This is a genomic window from Pseudomonas sp. V98_8 (assembly GCF_029967975.1).
GTDB classification, from domain to species: domain Bacteria; phylum Pseudomonadota; class Gammaproteobacteria; order Pseudomonadales; family Pseudomonadaceae; genus Aquipseudomonas; species Aquipseudomonas umsongensis.
On the sequence record NZ_JASCAE010000047.1, the window covers coordinates 15906 to 31603 of the forward strand.

Annotated in this window: 16 protein-coding genes; 9 read left to right on the plus strand and 7 right to left on the minus strand. The window is 60.7% G+C overall.

Annotation, left to right across the window (positions count from 1 at the left end; genetic code table 11):
* Nucleotides 1-14 precede the first annotated feature (14 nt).
* Nucleotides 15-578, minus strand: coding sequence for an NAD(P)H nitroreductase (locus QLG10_RS15195; RefSeq protein ID WP_282487639.1), 564 nt, complete (start codon nucleotides 576-578; stop codon nucleotides 15-17).
* A gap of 119 nt (nucleotides 579-697) precedes the next feature.
* Between QLG10_RS15195 and QLG10_RS15200 the strand changes: the two genes are divergently transcribed.
* Nucleotides 698-2152: a TrkH family potassium uptake protein gene (locus QLG10_RS15200; RefSeq protein WP_110752672.1), complete on the plus strand. Its 1455-nt coding sequence runs from the start codon at nucleotides 698-700 to the stop codon at nucleotides 2150-2152.
* On the opposite strand, the gene QLG10_RS15205 is transcribed toward QLG10_RS15200, so the two are convergent.
* A complete protein-coding gene (locus QLG10_RS15205; protein WP_223194262.1) occupies nucleotides 2109-3170 on the minus strand; it encodes an AraC family transcriptional regulator in 1062 nt (353 codons plus the stop codon). The genes QLG10_RS15200 and QLG10_RS15205 overlap by 44 nt on opposite strands.
* Nucleotides 3171-3331: 161 nt before the next feature.
* Between QLG10_RS15205 and QLG10_RS15210 the strand changes: the two genes are divergently transcribed.
* Nucleotides 3332-3643 (plus strand): DUF962 domain-containing protein, encoded by a 312-nt coding sequence (locus QLG10_RS15210; protein WP_033043007.1) that lies wholly within the window; start codon nucleotides 3332-3334, stop codon nucleotides 3641-3643.
* A gap of 18 nt (nucleotides 3644-3661) precedes the next feature.
* Nucleotides 3662-4252 carry an HD domain-containing protein gene (locus QLG10_RS15215; protein WP_110752668.1) on the plus strand — a complete coding sequence of 197 codons (591 nt, stop codon included), beginning with the start codon at nucleotides 3662-3664 and terminating at the stop codon, nucleotides 4250-4252.
* 135 nt (nucleotides 4253-4387) lie between these two features.
* Here QLG10_RS15215 and QLG10_RS15220 read toward each other — a convergent pair whose 3' ends face one another.
* Entirely contained in the window at nucleotides 4388-5203 is an 816-nt protein-coding gene (locus tag QLG10_RS15220; protein WP_110752666.1) for a UDP-2,3-diacylglucosamine diphosphatase, read from the minus strand.
* A 185-nt stretch (nucleotides 5204-5388) separates the two neighbouring features.
* Between QLG10_RS15220 and QLG10_RS15225 the strand changes: the two genes are divergently transcribed.
* Together QLG10_RS15225 and QLG10_RS15230 are read left to right on the plus strand one after the other, a co-directional pair.
* Entirely contained in the window at nucleotides 5389-6147 is a 759-nt protein-coding gene (locus tag QLG10_RS15225; protein WP_248677057.1) for an AraC family transcriptional regulator, read from the plus strand.
* 72 nt (nucleotides 6148-6219) lie between these two features.
* Nucleotides 6220-7113: a DMT family transporter gene (locus QLG10_RS15230; RefSeq protein WP_110752663.1), complete on the plus strand. Its 894-nt coding sequence runs from the start codon at nucleotides 6220-6222 to the stop codon at nucleotides 7111-7113.
* Here QLG10_RS15230 and QLG10_RS15235 read toward each other — a convergent pair.
* The 4 genes from QLG10_RS15235 to recQ all read right to left on the minus strand — a co-directional run bounded on the left by QLG10_RS15235 (nucleotide 7107) and on the right by recQ (nucleotide 11554).
* Nucleotides 7107-7394 (minus strand): SelT/SelW/SelH family protein, encoded by a 288-nt coding sequence (locus QLG10_RS15235; protein WP_110752661.1) that lies wholly within the window; start codon nucleotides 7392-7394, stop codon nucleotides 7107-7109. The two genes, QLG10_RS15230 and QLG10_RS15235, sit on opposite strands and share 7 nt — an antisense overlap.
* 177 nt (nucleotides 7395-7571) lie before the next feature.
* The gene (locus QLG10_RS15240; RefSeq protein ID WP_282487640.1) at nucleotides 7572-8699 is read right to left on the minus strand and encodes a hypothetical protein; all 1128 of its coding nucleotides are present in this window, start codon (nucleotides 8697-8699) and stop codon (nucleotides 7572-7574) included.
* A gap of 173 nt (nucleotides 8700-8872) precedes the next feature.
* Nucleotides 8873-9307 carry a MarR family transcriptional regulator gene (locus tag QLG10_RS15245; RefSeq protein ID WP_008055544.1) on the minus strand — a complete coding sequence of 145 codons (435 nt, stop codon included), beginning with the start codon at nucleotides 9305-9307 and terminating at the stop codon, nucleotides 8873-8875.
* 120 nt (nucleotides 9308-9427) lie between these two features.
* The gene (gene recQ, locus QLG10_RS15250) at nucleotides 9428-11554 is read right to left on the minus strand and encodes a DNA helicase RecQ (protein WP_110752659.1); all 2127 of its coding nucleotides are present in this window, start codon (nucleotides 11552-11554) and stop codon (nucleotides 9428-9430) included.
* 391 nt (nucleotides 11555-11945) lie between these two features.
* Here recQ and QLG10_RS15255 point away from each other — a divergent pair, with 391 nt between their 5' ends.
* From QLG10_RS15255 to lapD, 4 genes are all read left to right on the plus strand, one after another.
* Nucleotides 11946-12533 (plus strand): YecA family protein, encoded by a 588-nt coding sequence (locus QLG10_RS15255; RefSeq protein ID WP_020795388.1) that lies wholly within the window; start codon nucleotides 11946-11948, stop codon nucleotides 12531-12533.
* A gap of 10 nt (nucleotides 12534-12543) precedes the next feature.
* Nucleotides 12544-12939 (plus strand): YbaN family protein, encoded by a 396-nt coding sequence (locus QLG10_RS15260; protein WP_110752657.1) that lies wholly within the window; start codon nucleotides 12544-12546, stop codon nucleotides 12937-12939.
* 79 nt (nucleotides 12940-13018) lie between these two features.
* Nucleotides 13019-13726 (plus strand): cysteine protease LapG, encoded by a 708-nt coding sequence (lapG, locus tag QLG10_RS15265; protein ID WP_110752655.1) that lies wholly within the window; start codon nucleotides 13019-13021, stop codon nucleotides 13724-13726.
* 22 nt (nucleotides 13727-13748) lie between these two features.
* The gene (gene lapD, locus QLG10_RS15270) at nucleotides 13749-15689 is read left to right on the plus strand and encodes a cyclic di-GMP receptor LapD (protein ID WP_110752653.1); all 1941 of its coding nucleotides are present in this window, start codon (nucleotides 13749-13751) and stop codon (nucleotides 15687-15689) included.
* Nucleotides 15690-15698 lie beyond the last annotated feature (9 nt).

The following is a 15698-nucleotide window of genomic DNA, read 5'->3' on the forward strand; positions in this document are numbered from 1 at the left end:
GCTGGGAACGATCTTTATGCGGCTGGCCAGGCGCTGACGAACTCCGCCAGATCAACCTTCTCCGCAACGCGGGGTTCCTTCAGCGGCGTACCCAGGTACAGAAAGGCAATCACCTCTTCGCCTTCAGTCAACCCTAAGCCCTTGGCCACATGCGGCGAATAGGCCAGGTCCCCGGTACGCCAGACCGCACCAATACCTTGCGCATAGGCCGCCAGCAAGATCCCGTGGGCTGCACAACCCGCCGCCAGCAGCTGCTCCGACCTCGGATACTTGACGTGATCCTGCACCCGCGCGATCACGACCACCACCAAGGGCGCCCGCAGTGGTCCGTTGCGTGCCTTGTCGATGGCCGCTTCGGTCACTTCAGCGTCCTGCAACTTTGCCGCCTCGGCCAGCAACTCGCCCATTTGCTCGCGCGCCGCGCCTTCGACCGTCAGGAAACGCCAAGGCTGCAAATGACCGTGGTCCGGGGCACGCATGGCTGCGGCAAACAGCACTTCACGTTGCGCCTGGGTGGGTGCCGGTTCGATCAGGCGCGGGACGGAAACACGGTTGAGCAAAACGTCGAGAGCCTGCATCGGCCACCTCCAGAAAAAATTGTGCGGCTATTCTAGCTGTAACTACTGAAGCAGTGCGGTTTACATGCCCCGCCCCGCAGGTAGAATGGCGCCCTCCTAACTTCAGCCGAGCGGATTTCATGGCGTTGCCGACCTTACGTCTCATTGGTTTCATCATCGGCATCTTCCTGATAACCCTGGCCATCGCCATGGTCGTGCCCATGGGTACGCTGGTGATCTTCGATCGCACCGGCGACCTGCCGTCGTTCCTCTGGGCGAGCATGATCACCTTTGTCGCGGGCCTCGCCCTGGTCATTCCCGGGCGCCCCGAGCATGTCCATTTGCGGCCACGGGACATGTACCTGCTGACTGTCAGCAGTTGGCTGGTGGTGTGTATCTTCGCCGCGCTGCCTTTCCTGCTGACCCAGCACATCAGCTACACCGATTCGTTCTTCGAAAGCATGTCCGGGATCACCGCCACCGGTTCGACGGTGCTCAACCACCTGGACGACATGTCCCCCGGCATCCTGATGTGGCGCTCGCTGTTGCACTGGATCGGCGGCATCGGATTCATCGGCATGGCGGTGGCGATCCTGCCGCTGCTGCGCATCGGTGGCATGCGGCTGTTCCAGACCGAATCCTCGGACCGCTCCGAGAAAGTCATGCCCCGCTCACACATGGTGGCGCGCCTGATCGTCGCGGCCTATGTCGGCATCACCATTTTCGGCAGCCTGGCGTTCTGGTGGGCCGGAATGAGTCCGTTCGATGCGATCAACCATGCGATGTCGGCGATTTCCACGGGCGGTTTTTCCACCTCGGACCAATCCCTGGCCAAGTGGACGCAGCCGGCGGTGCATTGGGTGGCCATCGTCATCATGATTCTCGGCAGCCTGCCGTTCACCCTGTATGTGGCGACCCTGCGCGGTAACCGCCGGGCGCTGATCAAGGACCAACAGGTCCAGGGCTTGCTCGGGATGCTGCTGGTGACCTGGCTGGTGCTCGGCACCTGGTACTGGTGGACCACCCAGTTGCATTGGCTGGAGGCGTTGCGACATGTGGCGCTGAACGTGACGTCGGTGGTCACCACCACCGGTTTCGCGCTGGGGGACTACAGCCTGTGGGGAAACTTCTCGCTGATGCTGTTCTTCTATCTGGGCTTTGTTGGCGGCTGCTCCGGCTCGACCGCTGGCGGGATCAAGATCTTCCGCTTCCAGGTCGCCTATATCCTGCTCAAGGCTAACCTTAACCAACTGATTCACCCACGGGCGGTGATCAAGCAGAAGTACAACGGTCACCGCCTCGATGAAGAGATCGTACGATCGATCCTGACCTTTTCCTTCTTCTTCGCGATTACCATCTGCGTGATCGCGCTATTGCTGTCACTGCTCGGGGTGGACTGGATGACCGCCCTGACCGGCGCCGCCAGCACCGTGTCCGGCGTCGGCCCGGGCCTGGGCGAGACCATCGGTCCGGCCGGCAACTTCGCCTCGCTGCCGGACGCCGCCAAATGGATCCTCTCGTTCGGCATGCTCTTGGGCCGACTGGAGATCATTACGGTGTTTGTGCTGTGTATTCCGGCGTTCTGGCGTCACTGACCGGCACCGGCGTTCCCGTCAATCGCGCCCGGTACTCGCCGGGCGTGGTGTCAAACCAGCGGCGGAACGCGCGGAAGAAATTGCTCGGATCAGCGAACCCCAGCAGGTAGGCAATTTCCAGCAGGGTCATGGTCGGCTGCGCCAGGTACTGTTCGGCCAGCTCACGGCGGGTGTCGTCGAGCAACGTCTGGAAACTCGTGCCCTCCTCCTGCAGACGCCGTTGCAGGGTGCGTTGCGACAGGTGCAACGTCTGCGCGACCGCATCGCGCTTGGGTTCGCCCTGGGGCAGCAATCGGCACAAAACCTGCCGCGCCTTGTGCGTGACTCGACTCTCGGAAAATCGCGCCAGGTATTCGCCGGCGAAGCGGTCGTGCAACAACGCCATGGCTTCGTTGGCCGTCGGCAGCGGCGCCTCCATGTCCGCCCGTTCGAAAATCAGCGCATCGTAGGGTGCGTTGAATACCAGTGGCGCATGGAAGGCTTGTTTGTAGGGTTCGAGATTGACCGGTTCAGCGCCTTGCACCAGGACCTTGCGCGGATGCAGCGTGCGCCCGGTCAGCCAGCCACACAGTGCCAGGGCGCAAGCCAGCGAGGCTTCGGCGCTTTGCCGGGTAGGCGGCAAATGGTCGCCATGCACCGTCAGAATCAGCGCATAGCCCTCATCCAGCAGGCGGAAACTCAGGTCGGCGCTTTCGGCGATGATCCGCTGGTAGCGCACCAGCCGCTTGAACCCTTCGGCCAGGGTCTGGCTGGACATCAAGGCATAGCCCGTCACATGAAACTGCGCGGGCCGCACCACCTTGCCCATGTTCAGGCCGATCGCCGGGTTGCCGGACAGTTCAACCGCCCGTTGCCACAGTCGTGTCATGGAATCTTGCGGGAAGCGTGCATCCGGATCATCGAGTGCCGCGTAGTCGAGCCCCAGCTGCTTGAACAAAACCCGGCAATCCAGGCCGTCCATTTCCAGTGCTTTGACAATCCCCATCGCCCAGCTTGCAGAAGTCGTTCGTTCGCTCATGGCGTCTACTGTCTTGGTGAGCCGTCTGTCGCGGCAAGTTTTCCGAAGGATACTAAAGTGGCGCCTATTGTCACTGGCTGACGCCAATGATCACTCTAGACTCAAATAAGCTACCCGCCGAACAACTTGCGGCCAGAACAATGACCACAGAGATCGCAGTCGTGGAAAACATCAAGCGTTTCAACAGTTTCGCTGAGTTTTACCCGTATTACCTCAGCGAACACAGCAATAGCACCTGTCGACGATTGCACTTCATCGGCACGACGCTGGTGATTTTCATTCTGGCGCTGACCATCGGTCGTGGCGCCTGGATGCTGTTGTGGGTTTTGCCGCTGGCGGGTTACAGCTTCGCCTGGGTCGGGCATTTCTTCTTCGAGAAGAATCGTCCTGCAACCTTCCAGCACCCTTTCTACAGCCTGCTCGGCGATTTCGTCATGTATCGCGACATGATTCTGGGACGTGTGCCGTTCTAGATCACCAGAGGATTGCCGATGAATGCCAATGCCCGTTTTACTCACATGAAGGATGGTACGCAGGAAGACTGGGCGATCATCGCCGCGGACTTCAGCGCCTATGCTCGTCAGTTGCCAATACGGATCGTCGCGCACCTGAAGTTACTGGAAGGTGACTTCGGTGGTTTCCCCGTGGACCGCCTGACCCACTCGCTGCAAACTGCCACCCGTGCCTGGCGCGATGGCCGCGACGAAGAATACGTCGTTTGCGCCCTGCTCCACGACATCGGCGACACCCTGGGTTCCTATAACCACCCGGACATCGCCGCCGCGATCCTCAAGCCTTTCGTCAGCCCTGAGAACCTGTGGATGGTGGAAAAGCACGGGATTTTCCAGGGCTATTACTTCTTCCATCACCTGGGCATGGATCGGCACCTGCGCGAACAATTTCGCGACCATCCGCAGTATCAGGCGACCATCGAGTTCTGTGCCAAGTACGATGCGGCGGCGTTTGATCCAGCGTATGACACGCTGCCGCTGAGTTTCTTCGAGCCTATGATGGAGCGCTTGTTTGCCCAGCCGAAGAATTCGCTCTACAAGGCGGCGATGGAGGAGTATTCGCCTGCATGACAGATCTGCGGTGCCCGCGCCGGCCTCTTCGCGAGCAGGCTCGCTCCCACAGGTGACCGAATTCGTTCAGTAAAGTGCGATCAAAATGTGGGAGCGAGCCTGCTCGCGAAGAGGCCAGTCCAGACGTCAAAACTCTTAGGCCAGTTCCGCCACCTTCGCCGCCTTCAACTGCGCCTCCCGCGCCTGGGCATCGGCCAACCGATACAACTCGATCGTGCCATCCCAATGCTCGATCAGCGCCGTGCACGACTCCACCCAATCACCACAATTGAGGTAATCCACCTCGCCGACCTTGCGGATCTCGGCATGGTGAATGTGCCCGCACACCACCCCATGCAGCTCGCGCTTGACGCACTCATGGGCAATGGCCTCTTCAAAATCACTGATGAAGCTGACTGCAGTCTTGACCTTGTGCTTGAGGTACGCCGACAGCGACCAGTAACCGTAGCCATATCGGGCGCGCCAATGGTTGAGCCAGCGGTTGAGGGTCAGGGTGAATTCGTAGGCCGAGTCGCCGAGAAACGCCAGCCAGCGGTGATAGCGAGTGATCACGTCAAACTGATCGCCGTGGATCACCAGCAGGTGCCGGCCATCGGCGGTCACGTGCACCGCTTCGTCCACCAACTGGATGTTGCCCAGGATCAGTTTCGAATAACGGCGCAGGAATTCGTCGTGGTTGCCGGTGACGTAGATGACCTCGGTGCCGCGCTTGCTCATGGTCAACAGGCGCCGGATCACATTGGTGTGCGCCTGGGGCCAGTACATGCCGCCGCGCAGTTTCCAGCCGTCGATGATATCGCCGACCAGGTAGATCCTGTCTGCGTGATAGCCCTTGAGAAACTGCGACAGGTGCTCGGCCTGACAATCGCGCGTGCCCAGGTGCACGTCGGAAATCCACAAGGTGCGCACACGTTGCTTACGACTGGGTTTGGCGAGCTCGGCGCTGGTCATGGGCGACCCTCAGGACAAGTTTTGGCAAGCTTGAACCGGTCGGGTTAATGACCCATGACAATGGCAAGTCAGTCCTGTGACGGCGCGCGCAAGCCGTGTCGGTGTAGACTGGGCCCTGACTCATCAACCCTGCAATGAGAGCCTGTAACGAAAGTTTGTAACGAGAGCCTGTAACGAGAGCCGCGATGAGACCGATCCTTACCCTGCGCCATTACACCCATGACCTGATCGTCCATAGCCACGAGCACGCGCAATTGGTGTTCGGGCTGTCGGGTGCGTTGGATTTCGAGGTCGACGGGCGTGGCAGCCAGGTGGTCCAGCAAAGCTTCGTGGTGATTCCCTCTGGTTTTCACCATGCCTGCGGTAGCCCCGACGGCAGTCGTTGCCTGGTCCTGGACGTGCCTGACGATCAATGGCTCGGCCAATCCCTGGGCGATCATGCCGATGCCAGTCGGCGCCTGCTCGACAACGCCGGTCGCTTGTCGCTGGATGCGGGACAGAGCCAACTGGTCGAATGGTTGGCCAACAGCCAGGTCGATGACCCGGTGATCGCGCAACAGGGCGCGGTGCTACTACTGGCCAGCCTCAACAACACCAGGCCCGACTCGGTGGGTGGCCGGCGCCTGCCTTACGCCGCCTTGAATGCGCACATTGACCAATACGCCGCCTACCCGCTGCAAGTCGCCGACTTGGCCCGCGTAGCCGGTCTATCCAGCGCACGGTTGCATGCACGGTTCGTGGCCGAATGCGGGCAGACGCCGATGGATTACATCCGCAGCCGACGCTTGCACAAGGCCATGAGCTTGCTGCGCCATTCGGCGCTGCCTATTGGCGAGATTGCCAGTCGGGTCGGCTACAGCTCCCAAAGCGCCTTTGCCGCTGCAGTGCTGCGCGAGTTCGGCGCGTCGCCCGGTAAGCTGCGGCGCGAGGCTGGCGACAAATAACGCGAGCCTGGCGACAGACACAGCGCCAGCGGGCGCGGTTAAATGACCGTGCTCACTTTCTCAAGGATAGCCATGACTCCCCGTACCGCCCTGGGCGCCCTGCATATCGGCGCATTGATGTTCGGCTTGACTGGCGTATTCGGCAAACTTGCCGTCGCCTCTGCGTCAATCATCGTCTTCGGCCGGGCAGCGTTCGCGGTGCTGGCGCTGGCGTGCTTTGCACGCTTCGCCAGCCAGACCCGCTGGCAGAAACTCGAAGCCGTGGATGTTCGCCGACTGTTGCTCAGCGGTTTGCTGCTGGCCGGGCACTGGGTGAGCTTCTTCGTTTCGGTGAAGATCGCAGGCGTAGCCATCGCCACCCTGGGCTTTGCCAGCTTCCCGGCCTTTACCGTGATCCTTGAAGGGCTGATTTTCCGCGAGCGCATCCGCGCCAATGAAATCCTGCTGGTGGCACTGGTCAGTGTCGGGCTGGTGCTGGTCACGCCTGAGTTCGACCTGGGCAGTGGCGCCACCACCGGCCTGCTCTGGTCGATCGCCTCGGGGCTGCTGTTTTCCCTGTTGTCGCTGACCAACCGCGCCAGCTCCGCGCGCATCCCGCCGGTGCAGGCGGCGTTGTGCCAGAACGTAGTGGTCGGATTATGCCTGCTGCCGGCAGCGGCCCCGCACCTGAGCGAAGTGCGAGCCATCGACTGGCTATGGATCGGTCTGCTCGGGGTGTTCTGCACCGGCGTTGCACACAGCCTGTTTGTCGCCAGCCTGGCGGTGATCAAGGCGCGGACCGCCGCTGTGGTCTTCGCCCTTGAGCCGGTTTACGGGATCACCATGGCCTGGCTGTTATTCAATGAAAACCCGACCCTGCGCATGCTGCTTGGCGGCACATTGATCATCGTCGCAATCGTGGTGTCCAGCAGGCTTTCAAGCGGTTCCAGCAAAAAAGCCGTTGTCGCAGAGGCGGTGTCTCACTGAGTGCGATCGTTATGCCCCAGGTCGCGGTCTGGATCGATCTGGTCGCGGACTCGCTGCTTGAGCACCTTGGCCTCGGGGAAACCGCCGTCCGCCTTGCGCTCCCAGAGCTGTACCTGGTCACAGAAAATGTGAAAAACCCCGCCGGTGCCGGGCACCAGAGACACCTTGCCCAGGTCATCGCCAAAGGTGCTGAGCAGTTCCTGGGCCAGCCAGGCCGCACGCAAAAGCCACTGGCATTGGGTGCAATAGGTGATGACGATTTCCGGTTTGCTGGTGGTCATGATCGGCGAAATTCCTGAGGCGTAGGGCGTTACCATGATAACGGTCTTTATTGTCCGATATGAACGATTAGGCAGCACTGTAGGAGCCAGGCGTGCCCGCGAAGAACGATAACGCGGTGCAGCAGAGACACCGCGGCGCCCGGTTCGCCGGCATGTCGGATCGCCGCACCGTTGCCCCTAAAGTTTATCGTCCGGGAAAGCGGGTTCGATGGTCCATTCGATTTCGAGCTCGGGCAGCGCTGGCGCTTCGCTGGGTGGGGTGTTTTCCGTCGGGCCCAAATCCCAATTCGTATCCATCGACAAGTCGTCCAGATTCAACTGGAACTCATCGGTAGGTAACGGCTGCGAGGGCGCTGCCGTGGACAACACCGCCGATGTAACAAGCGCGACGGGGGCAAGAGTGCTCAATTGTGGAGGGTGGACGCGGGCCTCCTGAAGTGTTTTCTCACCGTGCGCTGCGGGTGGATTGATCGGCTGGTCATGTTGCGCTGGCTCTGGCGAAGCCTGACCCTGCTGTCGTTGACGACGCCCCCATGCAAGCAGCAGCGCCAAGGCCAGCAGCGTCACAAATCCAAGCATCCATAGCCAGTTCACCCCTGGTTCCTCAACCACGACCGGCACAGGTGCCACGACAACCGGCTCCGTTGGAGCCTGCTGGACCTGCGCCAATCGGGCTTGCAACTCGCTCACCTGCCTTTTCTCAACGGCGAGCTGTTCGTCCTGTGCCTGAAGCTTTGCGTTGAGCTCATCGAGGGTCGCCTGCAACTGCTGGTTGTGCAGGACACTGGCAGACAGCTGTTCTGCCAGAGGATCCACAGGTGTTGCCGGCGATTCCCTGTTTGCAGGCAAGGATGCGACTGCCGGCTGAACACTGGGGAATGCCGAAGCAGGACGGTCCAGCGATGGTTCATCGCCAGTCGATGCAATGTCCGCGCCCCCCGGAGGATCGATGAGCACGGTGTACTCGCGCAACAAGCGGCCATTGGGCTGGTCGAGCTGAACGAGAAAATCCAGGTAGGGTTCCTTCACCGGTTTACTGGAGCTGACCCGGATCAGGCTGCGATCGCCTCGCAGGATGGGCGTGAATTTCAGGTCGTTGAGGAAAAACACACGCTCGACGCCGGCGCGACTGAACTCGTCCGCCGTTGCCAGGCGGACCGATAACTCGCCCTCTTCCAGTCCGGCAGCGTCCAGCAGGGCGATGTCAGCGCGCAGCGGCTGATTCAATGCCGAATGAAGGGTGATTTCACCCAGGCCCAACGCCGGCACCCAGGCCGAGTACGTGACGGCGGCACTGGCCAGCAACAGTCTGGCACCATACCGTACAACCAACAGCCGACTCTGGAGCATGAACATCCCTTAGGTCACCAAAAACCAATCTGCACGTGTTCGCGCATCCGGTACGAACACGATATTGCCGAGTAGTTCTTATAGACTGCCCAATACGCTCACTCAAAAGTCTGGTGGGAAGCTTTGTCTCAGGATTTTTCGAGGTTGGCCAGAATGTGCCCATGAACCCGCATGCAGACCTTTACATCGGCCTCATCGACACCCTCGAAGAGTTCATGTCGCAGTTGGGTGGCAATGGTTTCAATTTGTTCGATCAGGGGACGCGCCGGGGCACACAGCACGATTTTTTTCGCCCGACGGTCTTCCACCACCGCCTGACGTTGCACCAGGCCCTGGCTTTCCAGGCTGTCGAGCAGCCGGGCCAGGGTCGGTCCCTCGACACCGACGCTTTGCGCCAGCTCACGCTGGGTCGGGGCCTGTTCGAAGCGCGCCAGGTGCAGCAGCACCAGCCAGCGGGCCTGGGACAATCCCAGGCCGGCAAGACGACGGTCAAGCTCGGCACGCCAGCCACGCGACATCTGGGCCAGTTGCATGCCAAAACGGTGTTGATCGGTCAACGGCATAAAACACTCATGATCAGACTGAAATTAGAGAAATACTAATAATTAGTCAGCTAAGCATGAGCCTTGGCTGGAGGCAAGGCTTGTTCTGTACTGAATCGTTACATCAGCGGGACCGACCGCTCAAAGTTCGAATTCGGACTGCAGGGCGGCGCGAATACAGTACAAAACCCCTTCGGGCACCCGACCGGCAAACAGCGCGGAAATTTCCGACACAGGTGGCAGTTCGCCCTCACCGTCGAGGAACGCATCCTGGACTTCGCCCATCAAGTCCTCCGGTAGATCCAGCGCCTGTTCCAGTGACAGCTGCTGTTTGCCAATGGCTTCGGCGAGCATGGTGTAGACGTTCTTTTCCGAGCATTGCAACTGCCCGGCGATCTGCAACGGCGTCATGCCGGCACGCGCCAGGGTGATCAGTTCGTGGCGTAGGTCTGCCACCACTTTCGGTGCTTCCGCCTGGCCACCAAGGACTTCGAGGAAAGCCTCGCCATAACGCTCCAGCTTGCGCGCACCGACGCCACTGACACGGGCCATTTGCGCCAGCGAGGTGGGCTGGCTGCGCAGCATTTCCAGCAAGGTCGAATCGGGAAAAATGACGTACGGCGGTACGCCATGTTCTTCGGCCAACTTGCGGCGCAGGGCACGCAGGGCTTCCCACTGTTCGCGCTCTTCACCCCGGACGAGCTGGCTCGCCTGGCTCTTGCTGCTCTTGGCTGTGGTTTGCGCCTTCAGGTCGCGACGCAGCTCAAGGGTCACTTCGCCTTTGAGCAGTGGCCGGCACGTGTCGCTCAGGCGCAGGCCGCCATAGCCTTCCAGATCGATGTCGGCCAGGCCACGGGCGACCAACTGGCGGAACAACGAACGCCACTCGCCTTCGGCCATCGCCTTGCCGACTCCGTACACCGAGAGGTGCTGATGCCCGAAGTTGCGCACCTTTTCGTTGTCCTTGCCCAGCAAGACATCCACCAGGTGCCCGACACCGTAGCGCTGGCCTGTCCGGTAGATTGCCGACAGTGCCTGGCGGGCGGGCTCGGTGGCGTCCCAGGTTTGCACGCCGTCGACACAGTTGTCGCAATGCCCGCAGGGCTCGGGCATTTCTTCATCAAAGTAGGCGAGCAATGTCTGGCGACGGCAGCGGGTTTCCTCGCACAGCGAGAGCATGGCATCGAGCTTGTGTTGCTCTAGACGCTTGTGGCGTTCGTCGCCTTCGGAGTTCTGCAACATTTGCTTGAGCATCACCACGTCTTGCAGGCCGTAGGCCATCCAGGCGTCGGCCGGCAAACCGTCACGGCCGCCGCGTCCGGTTTCCTGGTAATAGGCCTCAAGCGACTTCGGCAAGTCGAGGTGAGCGACAAAGCGCACGTTGGGTTTGTCGATGCCCATGCCAAAGGCCACGGTCGCGACCATGATCAGGCCTTCCTCGTTGAGGAAGCGCTTCTGGTTGTGGGCGCGCAGATCGTTGGGCAGGCCGGCGTGATACGGCAGCGCCGGGAAACCTTGTTCCGTGAGGAACGCGGCCACTTCCTCGACTTTCTTGCGCGACAGGCAATAGACGATGCCGGCATCGCTGCGACGCTCGGCGAGAAACGCCAACAACTGCTTGCGCGGCTGTTCCTTGGGCACGATGCGATAAAAGATGTTCGGCCGGTCGAAGCTCGACAGGAAGCGCTCGGCGTCCTGCAGGTGCAGGCGCGTGACGATCTCTTCACGGGTCCGCTTGTCGGCGGTGGCGGTCAGTGCGATGCGCGGGACGTCGGGGAACAGTTCCGCCAACTGGCCCAATTGCAGGTATTCCGGGCGAAAGTCATGACCCCATTGGGACACGCAATGGGCTTCGTCGATGGCGAACAGTGAGATGTCCAGCCCTTGCAGAAAGCTCAGCATGCGTGGCTGGACCAGTCGCTCGGGCGCGAGGTAGAGCATTTTCACCTCGCCGCGCCGGATCCTTGCCGCCAGGTCACGCTGTTGCTCGGCACTGAGCGTTGAGTTCAATGCCGCAGCGGCCACACCGAGCTCTTCGAGGGTCGCGACCTGATCGTCCATCAGCGCGATCAACGGCGAAACCACGACCGCCAGGCCATCGCGCAGCAGCGCCGGCACCTGGAAGCACAGGGATTTACCACCGCCGGTAGGCATCAGGACCAGGGCATCGCCGCCACTGGCCACGCGCTCAATGATTGCACCCTGGCGGCCACGGAAACTGTCGTAGCCGAAGATGTCCTTGAGGACGCGCTGAGCCTGTTCGAGCATAAAAACTCCAAAAATCACCGAAACATCCCTGCAAGGCTGGTACAGGACCCGCAACTTTGCACCGACAAATCGTAAGTACAGATTGCATGACGCTGTGTATTTGAGCCGCGAAGCCAGCAGGGCATCACAAAACGCGCGAGTATACCCGACCCCTGTCCGGCAAAGGGCGCCACTGAGAAGAGGGAATCAACATGAGTTCTATGCAGGAGCTGCCGCAGGCTGTGATCTTTTGATTTTGTTTTTTTGCAAGCAAGATCAAAAGATCGCAGCCTGCGGCAGCTCCTACGGGAAATGCGGTGTCCATTAGGGTGCAAATATGCCGTGCGGCTGGCCCAAGCGCTCAAGAAGGCCTAGAATTCCCGCATCGAATATTCCCCAAGGTAGCCCTTTAATGTCCTTCGCTGAGCAACTAACCCGCCTGCAAGTCTTCCTCGACGCCGATGAACTGCATGACGAGGCGCTGGACTACGTGGCCGCCCACGGCTACCTCACCGCGCTGTCGATCTGTTCCGAAGTCGTTCCCGATCGTGAATGGATCGATGCCCTCTTCGCTGAAGAGCCGCATTACAGTAGCGAAGCCCAGCGCGAAGAGATCGAAGCCACGCTGATCGGCCTCAAGGCCCACATCGCCCGTCAACTGGCCTCCGATGAAGAGTTCGAGCTGCCGTGCGACCTGGACCTGGGCGAAGATCCGGACGATTCCGACCTGCGCGGCTGGTGCATCGGTTTCATGGAAGGCGTATTCCTGCGCGAAGAAGCCTGGTTCGAAACCGCCGAAGACGAAGTCAGCGAAATGCTGCTGCCGATCATGGTCGGTTCGGGCCTGTTCGACGAGCAACCGGAATTCTCCGACATTGCCGCCGACGCCAACCTGATGGACGACATGATCGTGCAGATCCCGGAAGCCCTGACTGCGCTGTACCTGCTGTGCAACGCACCGGACGAAAAACCGGCGATCCTCAAGCCACGTCACCACTAAGGTTTTGCCTATGGACAACCCCATAGGCAACCGCTCCCTGATGTTGCGCTACGTGCTGCTGGCTATCGGCTGGCTGAGCGTAGCGCTGGGGGTGCTCGGGATTTTCCTGCCGGTGTTACCCACCACGCCCTTCCTGTTGCTGGCGGCTGCCTGTTTCGCCCGCAGTTCACCGCGTTTCTATCATTGGCTGGTGGAGCACCCGCGGCTCGGGCCATGGATCCGTGACTACCTCGAGGGTAACGGCATTCCGCTCAAGGGCAAGGTCTACGCCATCGGCCTGATGTGGACCAGCATCCTGTTCTCCTGCTACCTGGTGCCAATGCCTTGGGCACGAGGGTTCATGCTGACCAGTGCGGTGTTGGTGACCCTGTACATCCTTCGGCAGAAAACCCTGCGTAAATCCTGACGGTTACTCCCCCGCCCAAGGGTCGACGCCTACCCAACCACCACCTAGACTTCACCTCTCTGCATTCGAGCAGCCAGGCATGCCACGAAGTCCGGGTAGTCCAGAATGGTCAACATTCCGACTTCGGTTTGGCGCATGGCTGTTGCTGGTCAGTTTTCCTTTGGTTGTGCCTGGCAGTCCCTGGCCTCGCTGGGATTTCGCGCAGATCGCGCAAACCGCCGAAAAGCGTTATGCCCGCCTGGGACCGACACAGGGACGAATCCAGTCCTGGAGTGAAATGCTGCAAGGCGAACGCAACCTGCCCGAGCAGGAGCAATTGAAGGCGGTGAATCGCTACTTCAACCAGCAGCTGGATTTCCAGGACGATGCTCGCATCTGGCAGCAGAATGATTACTGGGCCACGCCGGTCGAGGCGCTGATCAAGGCCGCCGGCGATTGCGAAGACTACGCCCTGGCGAAATATTTCAGCCTGCGCCAACTGGGCATTCCCAGCGACAAGCTGCGCATTACTTACGTGAAGGCCCTGACCCAAAACCAGGCGCACATGGTGCTGACTTATTACAGCAGCCCCGGCGCCGAACCGCTGGTACTCGACAACCTGATCGGCGAAATCCGCCCCGCTTCGCAGCGCAAGGACCTGTTGCCGGTGTATGCGTTCAACGCCGAAGGCCTGTACCTGCCCGGCAAGCCTGGTAACCCGCGCAGCGGCGACTCGAAAAAGTTGTCTCGCTGGCAAGATGTCTTGCAAAAAATGCAAGCCGAAGGATTCGCCGTGGGCGACGGTTAGCCGCCACGCCAAGGAGCGCTCGATGAAACTGCGCAACCAGTTGTTTCTCGCCATCTGCCTGTTCTTGCTGGTGGCCTTCAGCGGCAGTTTTTATGCCAGCCTGGAAAGTTCTCGCGAGCAGACGCTTGGGCAGTTGCGGGCCCACGCCCAGGACGCCGCAACCGCCCTGGGCCTGACCTTGACCACACAAATCGACGACCCGGCCATGATGGAGTTGATGGTCAGTTCGATTTTCGACAGTGGCTATTTCAGCGATATCCGCGTCACCCACCTCGAGAACCGGCAGGTGCTGGTTCAGCGCAGCAATCCTGAACAAATCGATGGCGTGCCTGGCTGGTTCGTCAACCTGGTTAATTTGCGTCCCGAGGGTGGCGATGCACTGATCACCCGGGGCTGGCAACAGGTGGCGCGGGTCGAGGTGTTGAGCAATCCACAATTCGCCCTGGCCAAACTCTGGGACAGCACACTGGGCAGTCTTGTCTGGCTGTTGCTCTGCGGGCTGCTCAGTGCGGTGTTCGGCGGCTGGTTGCTGCGTCGACAATTTCGTCCGCTCGACAACATGGTCCGCCAGGCGGAAGCCATCAGCAAACGCGAGTTTCTCAGCTTGCCGACGCTGCCGCGCACACCGGAATTGAAACGTGTAGTGCTGGCGATGAACCAGATGGTCGAGAAACTCAAGACGCTGTTCGCCGAAGAGGCTGCGCGCAGTGAAAAACTGCTCAACGAATCCTATCAGGACAGCCTGACAGGGCTGGCCAACCGGCGATTGCTCGATGAACAACTGGCCGATCAATTACTGGTCACCGAGCAAAATGGCGATGGTCACCTGCTGATGCTGCGGCTAAACGACTTGGCCGGCCTCAATCAGCGCCTCGGCGGGCAGCGCACCGATGCGTTGATCCGCGCGGTCGGCGAATTGCTCAAGCGCCTGACTCAAGTTCCGCAACGTCGCACCTGGCTGGCAGCACGCAATCGCGGCGGCGAATTCAGCCTGCTGGCACCGGACCTCGATACCGAGGATGCAACACGCCTGGCCGCCGAGATCAGCGCCACCCTGGAGAACCTGCGCCTGACCGGTGACAGTGATTGCATGCCCGTCGCCCATCTGGGCATCGTCGCCTTCCACCCCGGCGATCCGGCAAGCCACGTACTGCACCAACTGGACCAGGCACTGAACGAAGCCCGGCAGCATCCCGAGCGCCCCTGGACTGTGTTGGGCCGTAGCGACAGTGCGCCAAAGCAGGCACAACAGCACTGGCATGCCTGGCTCGACGACGCCCTGAACGAAGGGAAACTGCAGTTGTATTTCCAACCGGTGGTGCAATGCGCCGACACCCGCCAGGTGCTGCATCACAAGGTTCTTGCACGCCTGCTCGATCCACAGGGCGAAGCGATTGCCGCCGGCCAGTTCTTGCCGTGGATCGAGCGTTTTGGCTGGTCGGCACGATTCGACCTGGCGATGCTTGAAGCCACCCTCGAATACCTCGTCGTCAACCGTTTGCCGCTGGCGTTGAGCCTGTCCGGCAGCACCTTGCGCGATCAGGCGCAGGTGCAAATGATCCTCGATATGCTCGAATCCCTGCCGGAACTGGCGCCCTTGCTGACCCTGGAAATCGATGAGCGCCAACTGCCGCCGCCGGACCAGTTGCAACGCTTGAGCCACAGCCTGCTCGACACCGGTTACCGTATCGGGCTGCAGCATTTTGGCGGTCATTTCAGCCAGATTGGCAACCTCACTCAACTGGGATTGGCGTACCTTAAAATCGACGGGGCCTACATCCGTGGCATCGATGTTGAGCGTGACAAACGACTGTTCATCGAGGCGGTTTGCCGCACGACCCACAGCATCGACTTGCCCTTGATAGCGGAGAAAGTAGAAACCCAGGGCGAGTTGGACACGATCAGGGCACTGGGGGTGTTTGGCGTGATGGGGCGTTTGGTCGGGCAGCCGCTGCCGATGTGATTTGCAAAG

Excerpts from the sequence above, each read along its gene's own strand:
- lapD (WP_110752653.1), top strand. The coding sequence starts at position 13,749 with ATGAAACTGCGCAACCAGTTGTTTCTCGCCATCTGCCTGTTCTTGCTG.
- lapG (WP_110752655.1), top strand. The coding sequence starts at position 13,019 with ATGCCACGAAGTCCGGGTAGTCCAGAATGGTCAACATTCCGACTTCGG.
- QLG10_RS15225 (WP_248677057.1), top strand. The coding sequence starts at position 5,389 with ATGAGACCGATCCTTACCCTGCGCCATTACACCCATGACCTGATCGTC.
- QLG10_RS15220 (WP_110752666.1), bottom strand. The coding sequence starts at position 5,203 with ATGACCAGCGCCGAGCTCGCCAAACCCAGTCGTAAGCAACGTGTGCGC.
- QLG10_RS15255 (WP_020795388.1), top strand. The coding sequence starts at position 11,946 with ATGTCCTTCGCTGAGCAACTAACCCGCCTGCAAGTCTTCCTCGACGCC.
- QLG10_RS15235 (WP_110752661.1), bottom strand. The coding sequence starts at position 7,394 with ATGACCACCAGCAAACCGGAAATCGTCATCACCTATTGCACCCAATGC.
- QLG10_RS15245 (WP_008055544.1), bottom strand. The coding sequence starts at position 9,307 with ATGCCGTTGACCGATCAACACCGTTTTGGCATGCAACTGGCCCAGATG.
- QLG10_RS15260 (WP_110752657.1), top strand. The coding sequence starts at position 12,544 with ATGGACAACCCCATAGGCAACCGCTCCCTGATGTTGCGCTACGTGCTG.
- recQ (WP_110752659.1), bottom strand. The coding sequence starts at position 11,554 with ATGCTCGAACAGGCTCAGCGCGTCCTCAAGGACATCTTCGGCTACGAC.
- QLG10_RS15230 (WP_110752663.1), top strand. The coding sequence starts at position 6,220 with ATGACTCCCCGTACCGCCCTGGGCGCCCTGCATATCGGCGCATTGATG.
- QLG10_RS15215 (WP_110752668.1), top strand. The coding sequence starts at position 3,662 with ATGAATGCCAATGCCCGTTTTACTCACATGAAGGATGGTACGCAGGAA.
- QLG10_RS15195 (WP_282487639.1), bottom strand. The coding sequence starts at position 578 with ATGCAGGCTCTCGACGTTTTGCTCAACCGTGTTTCCGTCCCGCGCCTG.
- QLG10_RS15205 (WP_223194262.1), bottom strand. The coding sequence starts at position 3,170 with ATGAGCGAACGAACGACTTCTGCAAGCTGGGCGATGGGGATTGTCAAA.
- QLG10_RS15200 (WP_110752672.1), top strand. The coding sequence starts at position 698 with ATGGCGTTGCCGACCTTACGTCTCATTGGTTTCATCATCGGCATCTTC.